Below are 19,111 nucleotides of genomic sequence, written 5' to 3'. Positions count from 1 at the left end.
GCTAAAACGCATCAATGCATCCAAATTACTCACTTATCATTTCTAAATGTGTCAGCCACTATCCGCGGTCTTAAGCGAAACAAGCACTTTAAAAAGAACGCTGGAGACACAAAACCATGACTAGCCCTTCCCGGCCCGACTCTGCCCGCTCGAAAGTTGGTGCGGTATTCCGCGTTACTTCGGGCAACTTCCTCGAACAGTTCGACTTCTTTCTGTTCGGCTTCTACGCCACCTATATCGCTGCCGCGTTCTTCCCCGCCGCTAATGAGTTTGCGTCATTAATGATGACCTTCGCCGTGTTCGGTGCAGGCTTCCTGATGCGGCCCCTGGGCGCGATTATCCTGGGTGCCTATATCGATGACGTCGGTCGTCGCAAAGGCTTGATCGTGACCCTGTCGATCATGGCCAGCGGTACGTTGCTGATCGTGCTCGTGCCGGGGTACCAGACCATTGGCCTGTGGGCGCCGTTGCTGGTGCTGCTGGGCCGCCTGCTGCAAGGCTTCTCGGCTGGCGCAGAACTGGGCGGTGTGTCGGTTTACCTGTCTGAAATGGCTACGCCAGGCCGCAAAGGCTTCTACACCAGCTGGCAGTCGGGCAGCCAACAGATCTCCATCGTAGTGGCCGCCGCACTGGGCTACGGCCTGAATGTGTGGATGGAACCCTCGGTCGTTGCCGATTGGGGCTGGCGCATTCCGTTCGCCCTCGGCTGCGTGATCATCCCGTTCATCTTCGTGCTGCGTCGCAACTTGCAGGAAACCGAAGAGTTCGCCAACCGCAAGCATCGCCCGACCATGCGCGAAGTGCTGGCGACCCTGGTGAAAAACTGGAGTGTGGTGATCGGCGGCATGCTGATGGTGGCCATGACCACCACCGCGTTCTACTTGATCACGGTATACGCGCCGACCTTCGGCAAGACCGTGCTGCAACTGAGCACCTCCGACGCCCTGCTGGTGACCTTGCTGGTGGCCGTGTCGAACTTTGTCTGGCTGCCGATCGGCGGCACCCTGAGTGACCGTTTTGGCCGTAAGCCGGTGCTGGTCGCAATGACCGCCCTGACCGTGATCACCGCCTACCCGGCGCTGTCGTTCGTGGTCAATGCGCCAAGCTTTGCGCATATGCTCGAAACCCTGCTGTGGTTCTCGTTCCTGTACGGCATGTACAACGGCGCGATGATCCCGGCGCTGACCGAAATCATGCCGGTGGAAGTGCGTGTGGCGGGCTTCTCCCTGGCCTATAGCCTGGCAACGGCGATCTTCGGTGGCTTCACGCCGGCGATCTCCACGTGGTTCATTCACATCACTGGCGACAAAGCCTCGCCGGCCTATTGGATGATGTTTGCCGCGTTGTGCGCGCTGTGCTCGACCCTGGCGCTGTACCGACGTGCCAACACGCGTGGCCAAGTCATGCAGGGGGCGGTGTAATGAAGACGCTATTGAAAACCCTGACGGCCCTGGCCCTCGGCGCCCTGGCGCTGACGGCCCAGGCCGAACAGCTCAAGGTGATGACCTCCGGCGGTTTCACCGCCGCCTATAAACTGCTCGGCCCGCAATATGCCGAGCACAGCGGCGACACCCTGGACACCATCCTCGGCCCGTCGATGGGCAAGGCGCCGGAGGCGATCCCCAACCGCCTGGCCCGTGGCGAACACGCCGATGTGGTGATCATGGTCGGCTATGCCCTGGATGACTTGATCAAACAAGGCAAGGTCGACCCGGCGTCCCGTGTGGAACTGGCGGATTCGCGCATCGGCCTGGTGGTCAAAGCCGGCGCAGCCAAACCTGCGATCGGCACCGATGCCGAGCTGAAGGCAGTGCTGAGCCAGGCCAAGTCCGTGGCGTATTCGGACAGCGCCAGCGGTGTGTATGTCGAGAAGGAGCTGTTCAAGAAGCTCGGCATGCCCGCCAAGGGCAGCATGATCGAACGCATCCCGGTGGCTTCAGTGGTCGCCAAGGGTGATTACGAGGTGGGCCTGCAGCAAGTGGCGGAATTGTTGCCGGTGCCGGGCGTGACCTACGTGGGCAAGATCCCGGAAAACGTGCAGTCGGTGACGCGCTTTGCGGCAGGCATTCCGGTCAACGCCGAACACCCGGCCCAGGCCAAGGCGTTGCTGCAGTTCCTGGCCTCGCCCGAAGCGCAACCGGTGGTGCAATCCACCGGCCTGGACTCGGTTTCACACTGACCGAAACGGCATCTCGCGCACCAACCGCTCCAACTCCAGCGCCGCTGGCGGCAATGTCCGCCCGCGGCGTTTTATCAAGCCCACATGGCGCATCACCTGCGGCTCGATCAGCGGCACACTCACCAGAATCGGGTGTTCGCACGCCGGCATCGCAATCGACGGTACCATCGCCACGCCCAGCCCCGCCTCCACCAGCCCGATCATGGTGGTCACGTGGTGGGTCTCGCAGATACTCGGCTTTTTCACCCGCACGCCGCGCAAAGCCTGGTCCAGCAGGAAGCGGTTGCCCGACGTTTTGTCGACGGTGATGTAGTCGTGCTCGTAGGCTTCGGCCCAGCTTACGCTGTCGCGTTCGGCCAACTCATGGTCACGGCGGCAGGCCAGCACATAGCGCTCCTGGAACAGCAACTCGAACTCCACTTCATCGGCCAGGCTGCCGCTGAAACTAACGCCGAAATCCGCCTCACCGCTTTCCACCGCATTGCACACCTCACCGGCGCTGGCATCCAGCACACGCAGGCGAATCTTCGGGTATAGCTTGTGAAATTCGGAGATCACGTGGGGCATGAAGTAATACGCGGTGGACGGCACGCAGGCGATGGTCACGTTGCCCATGCGCGTGGAGGCGACGTTACTGATACCCATCAAGGCGATGTCGAGGTCGTCGAGAATGCGCTCCACCTGAGGCAGAAACGCGCGCCCGACCATGGTCAGGCTGACCCGGCGCGTGGTGCGTTCGAACAGCTTTACGTCAAGGGCGGACTCGAGCTTTTCGATACGCCGGCTCAGGGCTGGCTGTGAGATGCGGATGGCCTCGGCGGCGCCGCGAAAACTGCCCTTGTCTACCACGGCGCGGAAGGCTTGGAGGTCGTTGAGGTCGAAGTTGATGATCACGGGGGATGGGCCAGTGTGGTCGATTTGGGGGGCATTATCGTATGGCCGGTGGTAAGGCGCCATGCGTGCAGGGACGGTTGGCGTTAATAACCCTGCTACAAATATGAAGTCATACATATCAGTGCGTTATTGGCTGAGTGGCGCCACGCAGTCGCTGAAAAGCGTCAATACTTGCAGCCTGAGTTACTCAACAGGAGAGAGAAACGCTCATGGAAACCTGCCAGAACCCCTACCTATTTTGGATCGACGATGAGACGCCGGATACCGACATCGGTCAGTTGCTCCTTGCAACACGCCAATGGTCGAGTAGGATTGAATCCTACCCACTGTCCGCAGGCTTCGACATGCGCTCAACCCAGCAAATGAGCATTACCTTGCCACTCGAGATGGCCGCCCTGGTCAAAGCCAAGGTCACCTCCGGTGAATATGCGAGCGAAAGTGAAGTGATACGCGACGGCCTCAGGGCGCTGATGGCCCGTGATCGCGCCATGGAAGACTGGTTGCGCGACCAGGTGATCCCCGCCGCCGCCGCTCTCGAGGCAGCCCCTGGCCGAGCGCTCTCCACCGAGCAGGTTCGCGAACACATGGCAGCCAAACGCCAGCGAACCGGTACAGAAAAACCGTGAGCTATACGGTAGCCTTTGCGCCTGAGGCGTTAGCCCAACTGGACGCCCTTGAAGACTACATCAGCAAAACCGAAGCCCCCGATGCTGCAGCACGTTTTATCGACAACATCATCAGCTACTGCGACAGCCTCAGTGTGTTTCCATTGCGCGGTAAATGCCGTAACGACCTGCTGCCTGCCTTGCGCATCACCCATTACCGGCACACCACCGCCATCGCATTCAGCGTGGCCGCCGAGACTGAAGCCGTGTCGATCCTGGGCGTGTTTTACGGCGGCCAGGATTACGCCGCCCAATTTCAGAATCATGGGTGAGAGCAAGCATCACGCCCAACGACGGCGCGCCCAAAAACAAGGAAGAAAAAATGACTGACACCCCAAACCCGCGTCGACCTTTGCGCTGGGTGGTAAGCCTGACCGGCTTGCTGGCTGTTGCGACCCTGGGCTTTTTCGCCTGGCAAAGCTTCTACCCCGTCAGCGCGGCGACCGGCTGGAGCGTGCAAACCGTGCACAGTGACGTGCCCAAAGCCGCGTCATTGATGCCCATGCCGGATGGCTCGCTGATGATCAGCCAGGAACTCAATGACGCCAAAGGCAGCATCGTGCGTATCCATCCCGACGGGCGACGTGACGTGGTGGTGGGCAGCCTGTCCAAGCCCGATGGCATGTTCGCCACCCATGGCGGCTGGGTGTTCAGCCAGGAAACCGGCGACGCTCCGGTCAGCTTTCTCAAGGACGGCGTGGTGACCGAGCTGTTTCGCGGCGAAAACGTGCAAGGCCTGTGGGTTGAGGGCGACGACCTCTACGCCATCGAAGACCGCAAAGACAACGGGCGACTTTTGCGTTACCGCTGGAGTGACCAATCGCTGACTGTCATACGCGACAAGCTGCACGAAGGCGAGTCCATCACCCGTTGCACCGACGGCCGAATGCTCTACACCGAAAAGAAAAAAGGCGCGGTGCGCGAACTGACCGACGACGGCAGCGATCCGGTGGTGCTGGCAGGCTTGAACAAACCCACGTTCTTGATGTGCGATGAGCGCGGGCTGTGGGTGAATGAAGATTCGACGCACCGAGCAAGATTGCTGCTCATTGATAAACAGGGGCGGCAACAGACGATTTTGTCGTTCCTGAAGGCGCCACAGTCAATTGTGCCGACGAATCGAGGCACTTATCTGCTGGCGGAAGGCGGGAGGAATCGGGTGTTGGAGTTGACGCCTGAGACTCGCACGCTGTCGCCTTAAAATTTTGCAATACGGGCCAATTTGAATGCTCGCGAACCTGTCATAAAATCAACAGGACATCTTCTATCGCGACACCACCTCTCGCCAGACGCGCGTCACCGCGACTTTGCTTTGCGGGTCCAGCTCGCAAATTTCAAAGCCCAGGGACAACACCAGCGCATCCGCCGAAAAGTTCTTCAGCGCCGCTGGGCCAGTTCGAGCTTGTCGAAGAACACGGCTTCACGGGCGCCGTGGATGGACACATACAGCACGTCGTCCCGCTCGTAGAAAATCTCCTGGAAACCTTGACCGTGGTGCAGGTCGGTGTCGAGCACGGCGACGCGCTGCGGACGACGACTCACTGAGGTCAGGCCGGCAAACGCCGCTCGACGCCACTGGCCATGTGCTGCAAATCCTCAACCGGGTTTTTCCCAATCAGCATAAAAGCATGCGCAGGGTTGGCCCAATACACCACGTTCAGGCCTCGGCGCTGTTCGCTGGCCAACGGCTGCATGCCCTTTTTACTGGCGGTGATGCACAGTGCCAAAGGCCCGTGGCGTGGGTCGAGGTAGGTGAGTTGACCGATCAACACGCCGTCATAGTCGAGGATCTGCGCCCGTCGGAATTCGGCGCCAGGCAGGCTCACGGACTCAGGCGATAACGACACGCCCAGTAGTGCGCCCACGGCGGTCAACTGGGCCGTGTGGGAGGCCGGGTCGAGGCTGAGGTTTTCCAGGGTCTGGGGCGTATACAAGGCCATGTATTCGGCCACCGAGGCCCGCCAGCCTTGGCCGGGTTCAGTACGTTGCCACCCCAAGAACAGGCGATCGGCCGCCACGCCAGCTACTGCGAAACTCGCAGCCACGGCAAGAAAACGCCGCCGGCTCCAGGCTTGGGGCGGCGCCGGTGGCAAGGCGTTGAGCATTGCGTGCAGGCGTTCAGTCGGGGCGTGTTCCAGCACCGTGTCGAAGGCGGCCTTGAACGGCAAGTCAGCGCAGCGCAATGCGTCCAGGCGTGCGGCAAGCGCCGGGTCAGCGCTGGCCTGGTCGGCGATCCGTTGATGTTGGTCTGCGCTCAGTTCGCCATCCAGATAAGCCGATAACTGCTCATCGGACGGTGTGTCAGTGTGGCTCATCGCCGTTCTCCGTTGGCTTTATCCTGCCGGGCTGTTGGGGAGGCGGCTTCGGCCAGCTTAATGCGGGCGGCCGCCAACCGACTCATCACCGTGCCCATAGGTATCTGCAGGATTTCGGCAATTTCCTTGTATGAAAGCCCTTCGACATACGCCAGAAACACGGTTTCGCGCTGCGCTTCGGGCAAACCGTTAACGCGCTTGATCACTTGTGCGGCCAGTATCTGTTCCTGCGCCTGGCGCTCGCCATCAAACGACAGCACCTGCTCGGCATCAACAAACCCCTGCCCTTGGCGCACCCGTTGCGAGCGCAGTTCGTTGAGCCAGATCGAGTGCATGATCGCCAGCAACCAGCGATCCAGGCGCGTGCCGGCCACGAATTGCCCGGCACGCTCCAAGGCCCTTACGCAGGTGGCTTGCACCAGATCTTCGGCCAGGTGCTTTTGCCGCGACAACACCCAACCGTATCGCCACAAGCGTGGCAACAATTGGCCCAACTCGCGGCGAAACTCAGCGTCCCGAACGATGGCTGCCTCCTGCGGACAGGTTCACGGCGTTCAAGCCTGTGGCGCTGCGGCGATGGCTGCGGCCAGGTCTTCGTATTCTTCGCAGGTGGTACTGCACAAGGCTTTGATTTTCACCAGTTGCTCTTGCGCCAGGTCGACCCGGCCCTTGATCACATAGGCCTCGCCCAGGTACTCGCGAACCTGTGCGTAGTTGGGGTCGAGTGCAACCGACTTGAGGTAATAACCGATGCCCTCATCGGTGCGCCCCAGCTTGCGCGTGGCGTAGCCGCGATAGTTGAGGGCCTTGGCGGTGTTGGGATTTTGCAGAGTGTCGAGCAAGGCCAGCGCCTCATCAAAGCGCCCGTCCTTGGCCAGGCAGTAGGCGTAATCGGTGCGGTCGGCGTCGGAGGTGGCCTTGCTGGTTTGCAGCACGCACTTGCCGGTCTTGGTGTCCCAGACCTGGCCCTTGGGGCAGTTGGGCTTGGGCGGGGCCGACTCATCGCCGGAGGCGTAGGCCTGGCCTGCGAGCAAAGCGGCGGCCAGGCAAGCGCCGAAGACCAGCGCGGTGCGGTAGGTGACAGGGTGTTCGTGGCGAGCCTTCATGGTTGTCTTACTCCGTAATGATAGGGAGGAAACATCACTGTTAAAGCGCATTGCGTGCGCCCGGCAACATCCGGCGCAAGGTGCTGTCGCCCAGCACGTAGTGATGCCAGAGCGCAGCTATGGCATGCACGCCCGCCAGCAGGATGATCGCCCAGGCCACATTGTTATGCAGGCCGCCCAAGGTGCCCCGCCAGGCATGATCGATCACAAAAGGCGCGGGCACGGCAAACAGTCCGAAAAAATTGAAGGGTTCACCTTGAGCCCAGCGAAACAGGAAGCCCAACACAATCTGCGACACCAGCAACAGGTACAGGCAACCATGCGCCAATTTCGCCAGCAGGTTAAGCGCCGGGTGACTGTCGGCCTTGGGCCGATTGCCGCCGAACATACGCCACACAATCCGCGCGGCAATCAACAGCGCCATGACGATACCTAAAGAGATATGCAGCGCTTGCAGGCCCTTGCGCAGCGGTGTGCCCTTCTCCAGGACTTCCCAGATATGCGCACTGGCAAACATGAAGATCACCACGGCGGCGGTCAGCCAGTGGAAGCTGCGGGTCAGGCGGTCGTAGCGGTCGGATGCTGTGTTCATGGGCGTTTCCTGGGTGGTCTGTGAAGTGAACACCGCAGTGGCGAAAGTTATTCGGTGGGGGGCGAATAATTTTTGCTGATCGGGAAACCAAGAAGCCCCGTCGCTGATTCAACGACGGGGCGTTTTTATGCGGTTTTTATGACTCAGTTTCCCCGCTCTTTGTTAGCTTGAGAGAGGACCGATGCAGCCAGGGATTTGGTCTCCTCACTGTATTTATCGCTTTGAAGGGCTTTGCCGGCCTTTTCCTCCATGTGTGCACTCGTCTGCTTATCAGTACCGGTCTGGGACAGCGCCGACGCAGCCAGGCTCTTGGCTATGGCCGAGGCGTTTGGATTATTCAAGGTTTCGGCGGCCAACGTCGCCAGGGTGCTGGAGGTCTTTTTGGTGTTTTTGCTCATGGTGCATTTCCTTTGCGTTTGAGGGGAAAGCCTACGAGTGAACGTCTCGTAGTCAGAAGATAGTGAGTTAAATATCCGTTCGCAACGAACTGGCTGTAGCCTTTGTTTTTAAAACACGTAAGAAAGATTCCAGCGCTATGTAGTACCCGCCCAGTTCGATGTTCACACAATGATAATGTTTGAAAAGTCGCCTTGTTTTTATTAGATTTCCGCCCGGCCAGTCACGGCAACTTCGCCAGCAGGCCGCTCTAATAACCCTTCAAGGATGACCCTGCATGTCCCAACCTGCACTCAACGACAATATCGTCACCTGGACATTCCAAAACTACGCCGCCATCGTCGGGTTGCTCAGTGGCCTGGCAATATGTGCGCTGGTTTTATATATCTACTCGCGCTCAGGCTCGCTGATTTTTCTGCGTGATTTGATGTGGCGGTTTTTCGGTGGCTCGACCACGTTTGAAAACCCAAAATATGAAGCCACCCGCAAAGACCTGCGCGAAGTTGAATACTATCGGTTCGAATTCAATATCCCCGCACAAAACCTGGAACACGCGCGGCAGGCGGATAAATGGATCACTGATAACCACTTCAGTTACAACGATGTGGCCAGAATCAGAAAGTACATTGACTGGAAAGACTTCACTCAGTTATCGCTTAAAGAGGCAATGATCACACCCTTTAAACGTAATTTGTATTTGGGGTTGGGCATCTTCTTCCTGGCGATTATCAGCATCACGCCGCCATTGGCTGACTCCAGCTACCTGATGGTGTCGTTGAAAAAAGCCGCGGACGTGCCGTCTTTCTATCTGTCGGAAAACAACGCCAAATTCCATTTCTGGCCCAGCGAAACGCTGTCTGTGGACGAGTGCAAATCACCAACGGCACTGGAAAAGTTCTATAACGAGGACTTCTCGGAACGCACCATCAATACCATTTGCACGCTATTTCTTTCGCCCACTTATGGTGAAAATGTAAAAACCGGGTTGAAAGAGCAAAAAGGCTTTTTGCTGTTCATCGCCTGCCTGTCGATATGTGCGGTCTTCTGTATTTTGACCAAGCTCTCGCGTTTGGGCGTTGCCCGCAAACTCCATGACCAGATGACCGCGCAGAGTACAAATACGACCGCAGAGACCGCCGCTCAACCGTAAACACTGTCACTGTGGCAAGCAGGTCTGTTGTCCTTGATGTAGCAAGCTGGCTTGTTGTGGCGAGCAGGCTTGCCCTGCGTTGGGCGGCGAAGCCGCCCCATCCCACGCGCCGAGTGTCAGGGGGGAGGATCGCGGTGGCAGGTTTTAGGGCCGCTACGCAGCCCAACGCAGGGCAAGCCTGCTCGCCACAAAAAGCCTGCTCGCCACAAGGCTACTTGCCATAGCAGGCTGGCTCACCGACCATCAAGGCCGTCCCAGAGCGTCGAATCGATTGCACTGATGGTTATTATCGAAACGAGCGCCTGTGTGATTGCCAGCACCGGTTCCTATAATCGCCTCCACTTTCCCTCCCCTTCGCCTGGCTTCAGGCGACATTCCTTCTGGAACCGACACTATGCCAAGCCCCAGCCAGGCCCACAGCGGCCGTCCCGAAAATAATCAACAAAGTGTCAAACAGCAGTGGCTGGCGATTCTCTCGGTCGCCGTAGGCGCTTTCGCCCTGGTAACCAGTGAGTTTCTGCCGGTGGGCGTGCTCAATGACGTCGCCAGCGACCTGGGCATCAGTGCCGGTCACGCTGGCCTGATGGTCACGCTGCCCGGCATCATGGCCGCCCTCGCCGCGCCGTTGCTGTCGGTGATCATTGGCGGCATGGACCGTCGTTACCTGCTGATCGGCCTGACGCTGATCATGATCATCGCCAACACGGTAGTGGCCTACGCCAGCGACTTCAGCCTGCTGCTGTTCGGCCGTGTCCTGCTCGGCATCAGCATCGGCGGCTTCTGGGCCACGGCCATTGCCCTCAGCGGCCGCTTGGCGCCCAAGGGCGTAGGCGTAGCGAAGGCTACCTCGATCATCATGATGGGCGTGACCCTGGCCACCGTGCTGGGCGTACCCGTCGGCACCTGGCTCAGTGGCCTGATGGGCTGGCGCATGACCTTCCTGGTGACCGCGATTGTCGGCGTGCCGGTGCTGCTGGCGCAGGTGTTCCTGCTGCCGCGACTCACCCCGGAAAAGGCTATCCAGATCCGTGACCTGCCGGCCTTGTTTATCAACCCACAAGCGCGGGTCGGCTTGATCGCCGTGCTGCTGATCGGCCTGGCGCACTTTGCTGCCTACACCTATGTCGCGCCGTTCTTCAAAAACAGTTCCGGCTTCGACGGCCCGACCATCGGCTCACTGTTGCTGCTGTATGGCGTGGCCGGCGTGATGGGCAACGTCTTTGCCGGTTTCGCCGCCAACCGCAGCGTGCGTCACACCCTGCTGCTGGTCGCGCTGATGATCGGCACCAGCACCGCGCTGTTCCCTCACTTCGCCACCGGCATGACCGGCGCCGCGATGCTGATCGCACTCTGGGGCTTCGCCTTCGGCGCCTTCCCGGCCTGCGCGAGTATCTGGATGTTTGTGGTCGCACCTAAAGACGTCGAACGCGGCATGCCGCTGTTCGTTGCTCTGTTCCAAGTGATCATCGCCCTGGGTTCATTCTTTGGCGGCCGGATCGTGGACCAGATGGGCAGCGCAATGCTCTTGAGCCTGGCCACGGCGCTGGTGGGGCTTGGATTTGTGACCGTGCTGGTGTTGGGGCGTAATGTGAGTAATAGCTTGGCGGCGCAGCCTGGCTGATACGACTCGTTAACCACTAAAAAGCCTGCTGAACATTAAGCTCGGCAGGCTTTTTTTGTTTCAGGGGTAGAGGGTTAGTTGCCTGGTTTATCCGTTGGGGCATGACGCTCAAGTGCAGCGTCGACCAATGCCTGAGCATTCTCGATCAATTGCGCGAGGCCCATGATAGCTGCAGAGCCAATGCCACCGGTAATCACGCATTTGGAAACGCCCAGTAATGAGTGTTCCCAAAATGAAGCTTGTGTACCCAAGCCCCTGGGCTAGCCTAAAAAAGATCGCTGGTGTGCTGAGGAGCCTCTATGACACATGGACATTGTGATGCGCTAACAAGGGAGTATGCGAACGCCATACATCCCGACAGGCTTGCCAATAAGCCCCTCTTGATCCAATGTAATGACCAACGTCATTACACGAGGATCTTTCCCATGGCGACTATAAGCATCCGTATCGATGACGACCTGAAAGCGCGCGCCTATCTCGAACTGGAAAAGCTCGGCGTTACGCCTTCCGAACTGATGCGCCAGGCCCTGCAATACGTGGCGGATCGCGGCCAGCTACCTTTCAAGCCCGTTCTGATGACTGAGGAAGATGAAGCGTTGATGGCCACCGTCCGGGAGCGATTAGCATCGCCTCAACGGGTAAAGGTTTCTATAGATGACCTATAGCCTTGATTTCGATGCGCGTGCATTGAAGGAGTGGCAAAAGCTCGGCGACACCATTCGTCAGCAGCTCAAAAAGAAGCTGGCGGCCATCCTGAACAACCCACGTATTGAAGCCAATCGCCTGCATGACCTGCCCGACTGCTACAAAATCAAGCTACGCAGCAGCGGTTACAGGCTGGTTTATCAGGTGATCGATCAGGAAATCACAGTGGTGGTGGTGGCCATTGATAAACGGGAGCGTGAACAGGCTTATCGTAAAGCGGGCGAGCGTTTGAGCTAGCAGTAGATCTGACATCCTTCGCAATATTGCGCTTGGACAGAAAGCCCAAGGGGACCAAGTCAAGCTCGTTCAAATGAACCCAGTATCTGCGACAACCGCTGACTGCCCTGCATCCTTAGTCAGGATAAATGCGCTAAATGCCAGAAAATCACCTAAATGCTGAGTGATGATTGCAACAGTGATCGGCAACTGAAGCGTTTGATACTCATGCACTGCGATATTGCGGAAACCGACCATGTTTTTCAGGTTGGTCAGCAGAGACGATTGGACCCAACCGCCTCGTGACAGCAACTCAAACACGTCTCGAGCACCCTGAGGAACACCCAGTCGTTCACGTCGATTAGATGCTGCCCCATATCCAGAGCGGCCTCACACGCACGCTGAATATTAAGAATCGCCGCATCCTGACGGGTGAAATCAGTAGCGAAACTGGTGGGGTTCTTGTCGTATTCCTCGCGAGCGCGAGCGACACAACGCTCAATGCTCGACGCTTTGTTGATGAGCACATCATCGACCATGCACTTTCCCTTCCTTCTGGATATCGGCCAGCAACCCTGCCCTTGCAGTGTCCAGCTCGGTTTTTTCGCTGAGGATGTAACTCTCGAAAATACCTGCTTGGCTGTCCTTGTTCCAGAGCCTGCGCCCTGTTGTTATGACTTGATATTGCATGACGGTGGACGCCGCCCGCAGGTCGAGTAAATCAACGGGCACCGCCACAATGTCAGCAAGCTCTCCAGCTAACCGCCACAACAGCAGCGGATCCACAGAGCCCGCAACAAGCACTGCCAAGTCCAGATCGCTGTCAGCATGTGCCTCGCCTGTCGCCTGACTGCCAAAGACATAAACCGCGATCAGATCAGGAATACCGGCCAATAAGTGAGCCAACACTTGCTCAACGTTCATGTTGCGCTCCACGTGTCATCTGATGAATGACCGTAGCAGAAATCGCCTCGACATTTCTGCCCCAAACAAAAAACCCCCAACAACAATTAAGTTATCGGGGGTTTTTCGTTATTCAATAATGGCGGAGAGATAGGGATTCGAACCCTAGGTACCGGTGAAGGTACAACGGATTTCGAATCCGTCCCATTCGGCCACTCTGGCATCTCTCCAACGGCGCGCATCATAACAGTGTGTTTCGCGAAAGCAAACCAAAAAAGCGATTTTTTTCCGTGCTATCAGATGCTTGCGTCGGTTACAGCGGTACGCCGAGACGGTTGGCGACTTCTTCGTAGGCTTCGATGACGTCACCGAGGCCTTGGCGGAAGCGGTCTTTGTCCATCTTTTTCTTGGTGGCTTTGTCCCACAGGCGGCAGCCGTCCGGGCTGAATTCGTCGCCCAGGACGATGGTGCCGTCGTGGAACACGCCGAATTCGAGTTTGAAGTCGACCAGCAGCAGGCCTGCGTCGTCGAACAGCTTGCTCAGCACGTCGTTGACCTTGAGGGACAACTCCTTCATGCGTACCAGTTGCTCAGCGGTGCCCCAGCCGAATGCCACCACGTGGGATTCGTTGATGAACGGGTCGCCCTTGGCGTCGTCCTTCAGGAACAGCTCGAACGTGTAAGGGTTGAGCTTGAGGCCCTCTTCCACGCCCAGGCGCTTGACCAGGCTGCCGGCGGCGTAGTTACGCACGACGCATTCGACCGGGATCATGTCGAGCTTCTTGACCAGGCACTCGTTATCGCCCAGCAGTTTGTCGAATTGGGTCGGAATGCCGGCCGCTTCGAGTTTTTGCATGATGAAGGCGTTGAACTTGTTGTTCACCATGCCTTTGCGATCAAGCTGTTCGATGCGCTTGCCGTCGAACGCCGAGGTGTCGTTGCGAAACAGCAGGATCAGGCGGTTGGCGTCGTCGGTCTTGTATACCGACTTGGCTTTGCCGCGGTAGAGTTCTTCACGTTTTTCCATGATGGGCTCCGCTTGCTAAATGGTGGGCTAGGCGATGTGTCGCCAGTCGAGCCCTGAATCTTGATCGGCCAGTTGCAGCCAGTCCGGGTCGCACCCAAGGGTGTCGACAAAACATTGCCGCGCAAGCGCAGGCAGGTTGTTCTTGCTGCTCAGGTGGGCCAGGACCAGGTGTTGCAAGTCTTGCCAGCCCAACTCATACACCAGGTACGCCGCCTGGTGGTTGTTCAAATGTCCCAGTTCGCCGCCTACCCGCTGCTTGAGAAAGTAGGGGTAATGACCACGTGCCAGCAGGTCGCGGCAGTGGTTGGACTCGATCATCAAGGCATCGAGGTCACGGTAACCGTCCAGCACCCTGGAGCAGTAGGACCCCAGGTCGGTGAGCACGCCGAAACGCCGCTGACCGCCACTGAATACATACTGCGTCGGTTCCTGGGCGTCGTGCGCTACGGCAACTACGTCAATGCTCAACGCACCGATCTGCAGCGTCTCGCCACCGGCCAGGAAGCCTGCGGGTTCTATGGGTTTGCGCATCCCGCGCAAGGTGCCGCGACTCAGGTACACCGGAAGATTGTAGCGCCGAGACAGCAAACCCACGCCATGCACGTGGTCGGCATGTTCGTGGGTCACCACAATTGCGCTCAGCTGCGAGGGGTGAACCCCCAGGCGCAGCAGGCGCCGCTCGGTTTCTTTTAACGAGAAACCACAATCCACCAGCACATACGTGTCGTCATGTGCGACCAGCGTGCCGTTCCCTTGGCTACCGCTGCCGAGAACGGCAAAACGCATCGGGTCAGCCCAGGTTGTCCTGAATCACGCCCAACACTTTGCGGGCTGTTTCAGCCGGCGCAACGGTGTTGATGTTCTTCTCGACGGTCACTTGTACGCTCTCGCCCACCTTGCTCAAACGAACCTGATAACGCTCGGCACGGGTTTCGATCTCTTCCTTGGTCGGCTTGCTGCCGAACAACTTGCCGAAGAAACCTGGCTCGTCGTCTTTCTTCTCGGCCTTTTCCGCTACGTTGATGTAGTACAGGCCCAGGCTGCGGTTGATGTCTTCAACGCGCCATGGACCTTGCTCCAACGCACGGCCAACACTGGCCCAGGCACGGTCGAGGTCTTCACCCAGGGTGAGCACCACGTTGCCGCTGCCGTCTTCGGTGAGGCTGACGCGGTTAGGCGTGTCGAAGTTACCGGCGGCGAGCAGGGAAACCGAACCGCCCTTCTCGGAGATACGGCTCATGCTGGCCAGCATCTCGTCGACCAACGCGGCGTCTACGCCCATGTTGACCGAACGCGGGGTGAAATCGACGTTGGCAGTGCTGCCGGCAGGACGCTCGGCGCTCACCACGTAGACTTCACTGGTATTGCGCTGCACGCCTGGCTCGATGCGCACACGCACACGGGCTTCGCTGTCGGGCGCTACACCGCTCGCCTGCAGACGCTTGGCCATGCTGGCGGACAGTTCGCTGCCATGCTGCCATGCCGTGGTGAACTCACCGGTTTGCGGGCGTTGTTGATCAATGCTGAAACCGTTGTCCTGGAAGAACTGCACCGCCACTGGCCAGACTTCAGCCGGTGGGCGTTGGGCCATGATCCAGCGGTTGTCGCCGCTCTTTTGCAGGCTGTAGTCGCTGGTGTCCGCCACGGCCGAGATCGGCTGCGGGCGTGGCACTACGTACTCGCCCTTGGTGGTGTCATCGGCGACGTTGCGCGGAATCGGCAACAACGGGTCAAGGCGCTTGGCGACGTTGACGTCCGGCGGCAGTTGCATCGGTTTGGTTGCTTGGGCTTCCAGGTAATCGCTGCCGCGGTCACGGAAGTAGCCTTCCGGGCCCCATACCCAACCGCAGCCACTGGTGCTGGAGATAATCAAGGCAAGTGCGGAAAGTCCGGCCAATCGCTTCATGCGTAGTGCTTCCTCAATTAAACCAGGACGCCGGACTGGCGCAGGGCCTGTCGCAGCGGTTCGTGACAGGCTTCGCTGAGCCGGGTGAGCGGCAGACGGATACCGTCCGGCATCAAGCCCATCTCAAACAGTGCCCATTTCACGGGAATAGGGTTGGATTCAATAAACAGTGTCTTGTTGAGCGGCATCAGTTGCTCGTGGATCGCACGGGCTTTTACGGCATCACCGGCGATGGCGGCGGCGCACATGTCGCTCATGGCGCGTGGCGCGACGTTGGCGGTCACCGAGATGTTGCCTTTGCCGCCCAGCAGGATCAGCTCGACCGCCGTGGCGTCGTCACCGGAATACACCAGGAAGTCGCTGCTCACGCCGGCCAGGATGTCCTTGGCGCGCTGCAGGTCGCCGGTAGCTTCCTTGATGCCGATAATGTTCGGCACGGTGGACAGGCGGATCACGGTCTCGGCCTTCATGTCACAGGCCGTGCGGCCAGGAACGTTGTAGAGGATCTGCGGGATGTCGACGGCTTCGGCGATGGCCTTGAAGTGCTGGTACAAGCCTTCCTGGGTCGGCTTGTTGTAGTACGGGGTTACCAGCAGGCAGGCATCGGCGCCGGCTTTCTTGGCGTTCTTGGTCAGCTCGATCGCTTCACGCGTCGAGTTGGCGCCTGTGCCGGCGATTACGGCAATGCGGCCCGCCACGCGCTTGACCACGAACTCGATGACCTGGATGTGTTCTTCCACATCAAGGGTGGCCGATTCACCTGTGGTGCCGACCGCCACGATGGCGTTGGTGCCTTCTTGCAGGTGGAAGTCCACCAGTTTGCCAAGGCTGTCCCAGTCGAGATGACCTTGTGCATCCATGGGTGTGACCAGTGCCACCATACTGCCCGCAATCATGCAACCGCTCCTGCCGGAAAAAGAGAGCCGTAATGGTACTGGCGCCAAGATGCTTGTACAAGCGAAGTACCGCCTGAGGATGCGTTCTGGGGCAACTAAACGACGGGCAATGCCATCATTGGGCCAAAGCGCGGCTTGAAGCACGCTGAAATCAGACCGATCGCGTAATGAAAACGCCACCTCCTAGCCCTTGGCGATGGTTTTCGCTACCCTTCATCCTTTGATCGATACGGCCCACACGGTATCGACCGCTCATCGCTTTAGGAAGGCTGCATGTCCACCCCCACAGTTCGCGAACAATTCCTTGTTATCAGTGCCCTCGGCGCCAACCCCATGGAGCTGACCAACGTCCTGTGCCGCGCCAGCCATGAGAACCGCTGCGCCGTCGTGACCTCCCGCCTCACCCGCCACGGCGAGTGCAGCGCGTTGGTGCTGCAGATCTCCGGCAGCTGGGACGCCCTGGCGCGCCTCGAAACCGGCCTGCCGGGCCTGGCCAAGAAGCACAACTTCACCGTCAACGTCGTGCGCAGCGCCGCCCTGGAAAACCGCCCGCAGGCCCTGCCTTATGTAGCGTATGTCAGCTCGGCCTACCGCTCGGACATCGTCAATGAGCTGTGCCAGTTTTTCATCGACCACAACGTCGAGCTGGAAAACCTGACCTGCGACACCTACCAGGCCCCGCAAACCGGCGGCACCATGCTCAACGCCACGTTCACCGTGACCTTGCCGGCCGGCGTGCAGATCAGTTGGCTGCGTGACCAGTTCCTGGATTTCGCCGATGCCCTGAACCTCGACGCACTGATCGAGCCATGGCGCCCACAGAACCCAATGTAAGGAAGTACCTATGCCGGTAGCCATCGACAAACCCGTGGCCGATTTCGAAGCCCAGGCCACCAGCGGCCAGACGTTCAGCCTTGCAGCCCTCAAGGGCAAGCAAGTGGTGATCTACTTCTACCCAAAGGACAGCACCCCGGGTTGTACCACCGAGGGTCAGGGTTTTCGTGACCAGTACGCCGCGTTCAAGGCTGCCAATACCGAAGTGTTTGGCTTGTCGCGAGACAGCGTGAAGTCCCACGAGAACTTCAAGGCCAAGCAGGAATTCCCCTTCGAGCTGATCAGCGACAAGGACGAAGCGGTTTGCCAGCTGTTTGATGTGATCAAGCTGAAGAAGCTGTATGGCAAGGAATACCTGGGCGTGGACCGCAGCACGTTCCTGATCGACAAGGATGGCGTGCTGCGTCAGGAATGGCGTGGTGTGAAAGTGCCGGGCCATGTGGATGCGGTGTTGGCGGCGGCACAGGCATTGAATAAAGCTTGACCCTGCTGTGGCGAGCGAGCTTGTTGTGGCGAGCGAGCTTGCTCGCGCTGGAGTGCGAAGCGCTCCCGCTTTCAGAGGCCGCTAAGCGATCCAGCACGAGCAAGCCCCCTCGCCACAATAAGGTTGCTGTTACAAAAGCGGCGCCACCACCGGCTCTTGCCGCGGCCACGCATCCAGTACGGCCTTGAACAGCGTCGCCAGCGGGATTGCAAAGAACACGCCCCAAAACCCCCACAGCCCTCCAAACAACAGCACCGCGCAGATGATCGCCACCGGGTGCAGGTTGACGGCCTCCGAGAACAGCAGCGGCACCAGCACGTTGCCATCCAGGGTCTGGATAATCCCGTACACCGCCATCAGGTAGATGAACTGGTCGCTCCAGCCCCACTGGAACAACGCGATCAACATCACCGGCACGGTCACCACCACCGCGCCCACATACGGCACTACCACCGATACACCCACCAGCAAGGCGAGCAGCGCCGCGTAGTTCAGCCCGAGCGCGACAAACGCAATGTAGGTGACGCCGCCACAGATCACAATCTCAATGACCTTGCCGCGAATATAGTTGGCAATCTGCCGGTTCATTTCTTCGGCCACTCGGGTGATCAGCGCCCGTTCACGCGGCAGATAGCCGCTGACCCAGCGGCCGATCATTGCGCGGTCCTTGAGGAAGAAGAACACCAGGATCGGCACCAGCACCAGGTAGATCATGATGTTGACCAGGAGCGGCAGGCTGGACAGGGAAAAAGTCAGCGCCCATTGTCCGAACTTTCCGATCTCGCCGCGCGCCACTTCAATGGCCTGCAACACCTGCTCGTCCGATACCAGGTGTGGATAACGCTCCGGCAACAGCAGCAACAGCGATTGCCACTTGGCGAGCATGCCCGGCAACTCGTTGAACAAGGTGATCAACTGATGCCACAGCAATGGCAGCACCACGACGATAAACACCACCAACAGCCCCATGAACAGGGCAAAGACCAGCCCTACCGCCACACCGCCGGGCAAACGCAGACGTTCCAGGGTAGTGACCAAACCTTGCATCAGGTAGGCCAGCACCATACCCGCCAATACTGGCGCCAGCATGCCGCCCAAGGTGAGCACGGCGGTAAAAGCCAGGAATAGCAGGACGGCCAGCACCACCGCTTCTTCATCGGAAAAATAGCGCTGAATCCAGTCTCGTAACACTTTGAACATCAATCAACCTCGGGCGGTGGGG

23 protein-coding genes, 1 tRNA gene and 2 pseudogenes are annotated in these 19,111 nt (G+C 59.0%); 11 read left to right on the top strand and 15 right to left on the bottom strand.

What is annotated here, in order from left to right; genetic code table 11:
* The first annotated feature begins 116 nt into the window (after positions 1-116).
* A complete protein-coding gene (locus HU759_RS08550; protein WP_138453932.1) occupies positions 117-1,421 on the top strand; it encodes an MFS transporter in 1,305 nt (434 codons plus the stop codon).
* A complete protein-coding gene (locus HU759_RS08545; RefSeq protein ID WP_186617480.1) occupies positions 1,421-2,179 on the top strand; it encodes a substrate-binding domain-containing protein in 759 nt (252 codons plus the stop codon). Before HU759_RS08550 ends, HU759_RS08545 begins: the two co-directional genes overlap by 1 nt.
* On the opposite strand, the gene HU759_RS08540 is transcribed toward HU759_RS08545, so the two are convergent.
* Positions 2,171-3,073 (bottom strand): LysR family transcriptional regulator, encoded by a 903-nt coding sequence (locus HU759_RS08540; protein ID WP_017137357.1) that lies wholly within the window; start codon positions 3,071-3,073, stop codon positions 2,171-2,173. The genes HU759_RS08545 and HU759_RS08540 overlap by 9 nt on opposite strands.
* A 344-nt stretch (positions 3,074-3,417) precedes the next feature.
* On the opposite strand from HU759_RS08540, the gene HU759_RS08535 reads away from it, so the two are divergent.
* Genes HU759_RS08535 through HU759_RS08525 form a run of 3 tightly spaced genes read left to right on the top strand, consistent with a single transcriptional unit; the run spans position 3,418 to position 4,939 of the window.
* Positions 3,418-3,699, top strand: coding sequence for a type II toxin-antitoxin system ParD family antitoxin (locus HU759_RS08535; protein ID WP_026013723.1), 282 nt, complete (start codon positions 3,418-3,420; stop codon positions 3,697-3,699).
* Positions 3,696-4,010 (top strand): type II toxin-antitoxin system RelE/ParE family toxin, encoded by a 315-nt coding sequence (locus HU759_RS08530; protein ID WP_017137355.1) that lies wholly within the window; start codon positions 3,696-3,698, stop codon positions 4,008-4,010. Before HU759_RS08535 ends, HU759_RS08530 begins: the two co-directional genes overlap by 4 nt.
* A gap of 50 nt (positions 4,011-4,060) precedes the next feature.
* Entirely contained in the window at positions 4,061-4,939 is an 879-nt protein-coding gene (locus HU759_RS08525) for a hypothetical protein (protein WP_186617479.1), read from the top strand.
* A 90-nt stretch (positions 4,940-5,029) separates the two neighbouring features.
* Here the strand turns inward: HU759_RS08525 and HU759_RS30005 are convergent.
* The 6 genes and pseudogenes from HU759_RS30005 to HU759_RS08495 form a co-directional block, all read right to left on the bottom strand.
* Positions 5,030-5,265: pseudogene (locus HU759_RS30005) on the bottom strand (histone deacetylase family protein); the annotation flags it as partial.
* Between the two features lie 20 nt (positions 5,266-5,285).
* Positions 5,286-6,053: a transcriptional regulator gene (locus HU759_RS08515; protein WP_017137352.1), complete on the bottom strand. Its 768-nt coding sequence runs from the start codon at positions 6,051-6,053 to the stop codon at positions 5,286-5,288.
* Positions 6,050-6,547, bottom strand: coding sequence for an RNA polymerase sigma factor (locus HU759_RS08510; RefSeq protein ID WP_099548645.1), 498 nt, complete (start codon positions 6,545-6,547; stop codon positions 6,050-6,052). The genes HU759_RS08515 and HU759_RS08510 overlap by 4 nt, the downstream gene beginning before the upstream one ends.
* Positions 6,548-6,607: 60 nt before the next feature.
* Positions 6,608-7,159, bottom strand: a complete 552-nt coding sequence (locus tag HU759_RS08505; RefSeq protein WP_186617477.1) for a tetratricopeptide repeat protein — start codon at positions 7,157-7,159, stop codon at positions 6,608-6,610.
* A gap of 40 nt (positions 7,160-7,199) precedes the next feature.
* Positions 7,200-7,751, bottom strand: a complete 552-nt coding sequence (locus tag HU759_RS08500; RefSeq protein ID WP_138451163.1) for a cytochrome b — start codon at positions 7,749-7,751, stop codon at positions 7,200-7,202.
* 143 nt (positions 7,752-7,894) lie between these two features.
* Positions 7,895-8,149 (bottom strand): hypothetical protein, encoded by a 255-nt coding sequence (locus tag HU759_RS08495; protein ID WP_017137348.1) that lies wholly within the window; start codon positions 8,147-8,149, stop codon positions 7,895-7,897.
* A gap of 275 nt (positions 8,150-8,424) precedes the next feature.
* Here HU759_RS08495 and HU759_RS08490 point away from each other — a divergent pair, with 275 nt between their 5' ends.
* The 4 genes from HU759_RS08490 to HU759_RS08475 all read left to right on the top strand — a co-directional run bounded on the left by HU759_RS08490 (position 8,425) and on the right by HU759_RS08475 (position 11,860).
* Positions 8,425-9,297 (top strand): DUF6216 family protein, encoded by an 873-nt coding sequence (locus HU759_RS08490; protein ID WP_186617475.1) that lies wholly within the window; start codon positions 8,425-8,427, stop codon positions 9,295-9,297.
* 394 nt (positions 9,298-9,691) lie between these two features.
* Positions 9,692-10,918, top strand: coding sequence for an MFS transporter (locus HU759_RS08485; RefSeq protein WP_170040569.1), 1,227 nt, complete (start codon positions 9,692-9,694; stop codon positions 10,916-10,918).
* A 425-nt stretch (positions 10,919-11,343) separates the two neighbouring features.
* Positions 11,344-11,583, top strand: a complete 240-nt coding sequence (locus HU759_RS08480; protein ID WP_026013721.1) for a type II toxin-antitoxin system RelB/DinJ family antitoxin — start codon at positions 11,344-11,346, stop codon at positions 11,581-11,583.
* Positions 11,573-11,860 carry a type II toxin-antitoxin system RelE/ParE family toxin gene (locus HU759_RS08475; protein WP_170040570.1) on the top strand — a complete coding sequence of 96 codons (288 nt, stop codon included), beginning with the start codon at positions 11,573-11,575 and terminating at the stop codon, positions 11,858-11,860. The genes HU759_RS08480 and HU759_RS08475 overlap by 11 nt, the downstream gene beginning before the upstream one ends.
* Before the next feature lie 69 nt (positions 11,861-11,929).
* Here the strand turns inward: HU759_RS08475 and HU759_RS08470 are convergent.
* The 7 genes and pseudogenes from HU759_RS08470 to dapA all read right to left on the bottom strand — a co-directional run bounded on the left by HU759_RS08470 (position 11,930) and on the right by dapA (position 16,571).
* Positions 11,930-12,378: pseudogene (locus tag HU759_RS08470) on the bottom strand (DUF86 domain-containing protein).
* On the bottom strand, positions 12,368-12,763 hold the full coding sequence (locus HU759_RS08465; RefSeq protein ID WP_017137341.1) for a nucleotidyltransferase domain-containing protein: 396 nt from the start codon (positions 12,761-12,763) through the stop codon (positions 12,368-12,370). Before HU759_RS08465 ends, HU759_RS08470 begins: the two are co-directional and overlap by 11 nt.
* A gap of 119 nt (positions 12,764-12,882) precedes the next feature.
* Positions 12,883-12,972, bottom strand: a tRNA-Ser gene (locus tag HU759_RS08460).
* A gap of 83 nt (positions 12,973-13,055) precedes the next feature.
* A complete protein-coding gene (purC, locus tag HU759_RS08455; protein WP_017137340.1) occupies positions 13,056-13,769 on the bottom strand; it encodes a phosphoribosylaminoimidazolesuccinocarboxamide synthase in 714 nt (237 codons plus the stop codon).
* Positions 13,770-13,796: 27 nt separating this feature from the next.
* Complete coding sequence (locus HU759_RS08450) at positions 13,797-14,555, bottom strand: MBL fold metallo-hydrolase (RefSeq protein WP_170040571.1); 759 nt, start codon at positions 14,553-14,555, stop codon at positions 13,797-13,799.
* A 4-nt stretch (positions 14,556-14,559) separates the two neighbouring features.
* Positions 14,560-15,675, bottom strand: coding sequence for an outer membrane protein assembly factor BamC (gene bamC, locus HU759_RS08445; RefSeq protein ID WP_017137338.1), 1,116 nt, complete (start codon positions 15,673-15,675; stop codon positions 14,560-14,562).
* A gap of 17 nt (positions 15,676-15,692) precedes the next feature.
* The gene (dapA, locus tag HU759_RS08440) at positions 15,693-16,571 is read right to left on the bottom strand and encodes a 4-hydroxy-tetrahydrodipicolinate synthase (protein ID WP_017137337.1); all 879 of its coding nucleotides are present in this window, start codon (positions 16,569-16,571) and stop codon (positions 15,693-15,695) included.
* 273 nt (positions 16,572-16,844) lie between these two features.
* Here dapA and HU759_RS08435 point away from each other — a divergent pair, with 273 nt between their 5' ends.
* Together HU759_RS08435 and HU759_RS08430 are read left to right on the top strand one after the other, a co-directional pair.
* Positions 16,845-17,405 carry a glycine cleavage system protein R gene (locus HU759_RS08435; RefSeq protein WP_017137336.1) on the top strand — a complete coding sequence of 187 codons (561 nt, stop codon included), beginning with the start codon at positions 16,845-16,847 and terminating at the stop codon, positions 17,403-17,405.
* 10 nt (positions 17,406-17,415) lie between these two features.
* The gene (locus HU759_RS08430; protein ID WP_017137335.1) at positions 17,416-17,889 is read left to right on the top strand and encodes a peroxiredoxin; all 474 of its coding nucleotides are present in this window, start codon (positions 17,416-17,418) and stop codon (positions 17,887-17,889) included.
* Positions 17,890-18,018: 129 nt separating this feature from the next.
* On the opposite strand, the gene HU759_RS08425 is transcribed toward HU759_RS08430, so the two are convergent.
* The gene (locus HU759_RS08425; RefSeq protein WP_017137334.1) at positions 18,019-19,089 is read right to left on the bottom strand and encodes an AI-2E family transporter; all 1,071 of its coding nucleotides are present in this window, start codon (positions 19,087-19,089) and stop codon (positions 18,019-18,021) included.
* Positions 19,090-19,111: the final 22 nt, after the last annotated feature.

Origin of the sequence: Pseudomonas sp. OE 28.3 (genome assembly GCF_014268205.2) — a bacterium.
Taxonomy (GTDB): domain Bacteria; phylum Pseudomonadota; class Gammaproteobacteria; order Pseudomonadales; family Pseudomonadaceae; genus Aquipseudomonas; species Aquipseudomonas edaphica.
Note: the sequence above shows the minus strand (reverse complement) of the source record. Positions and strands in the feature narration are given on the sequence as shown.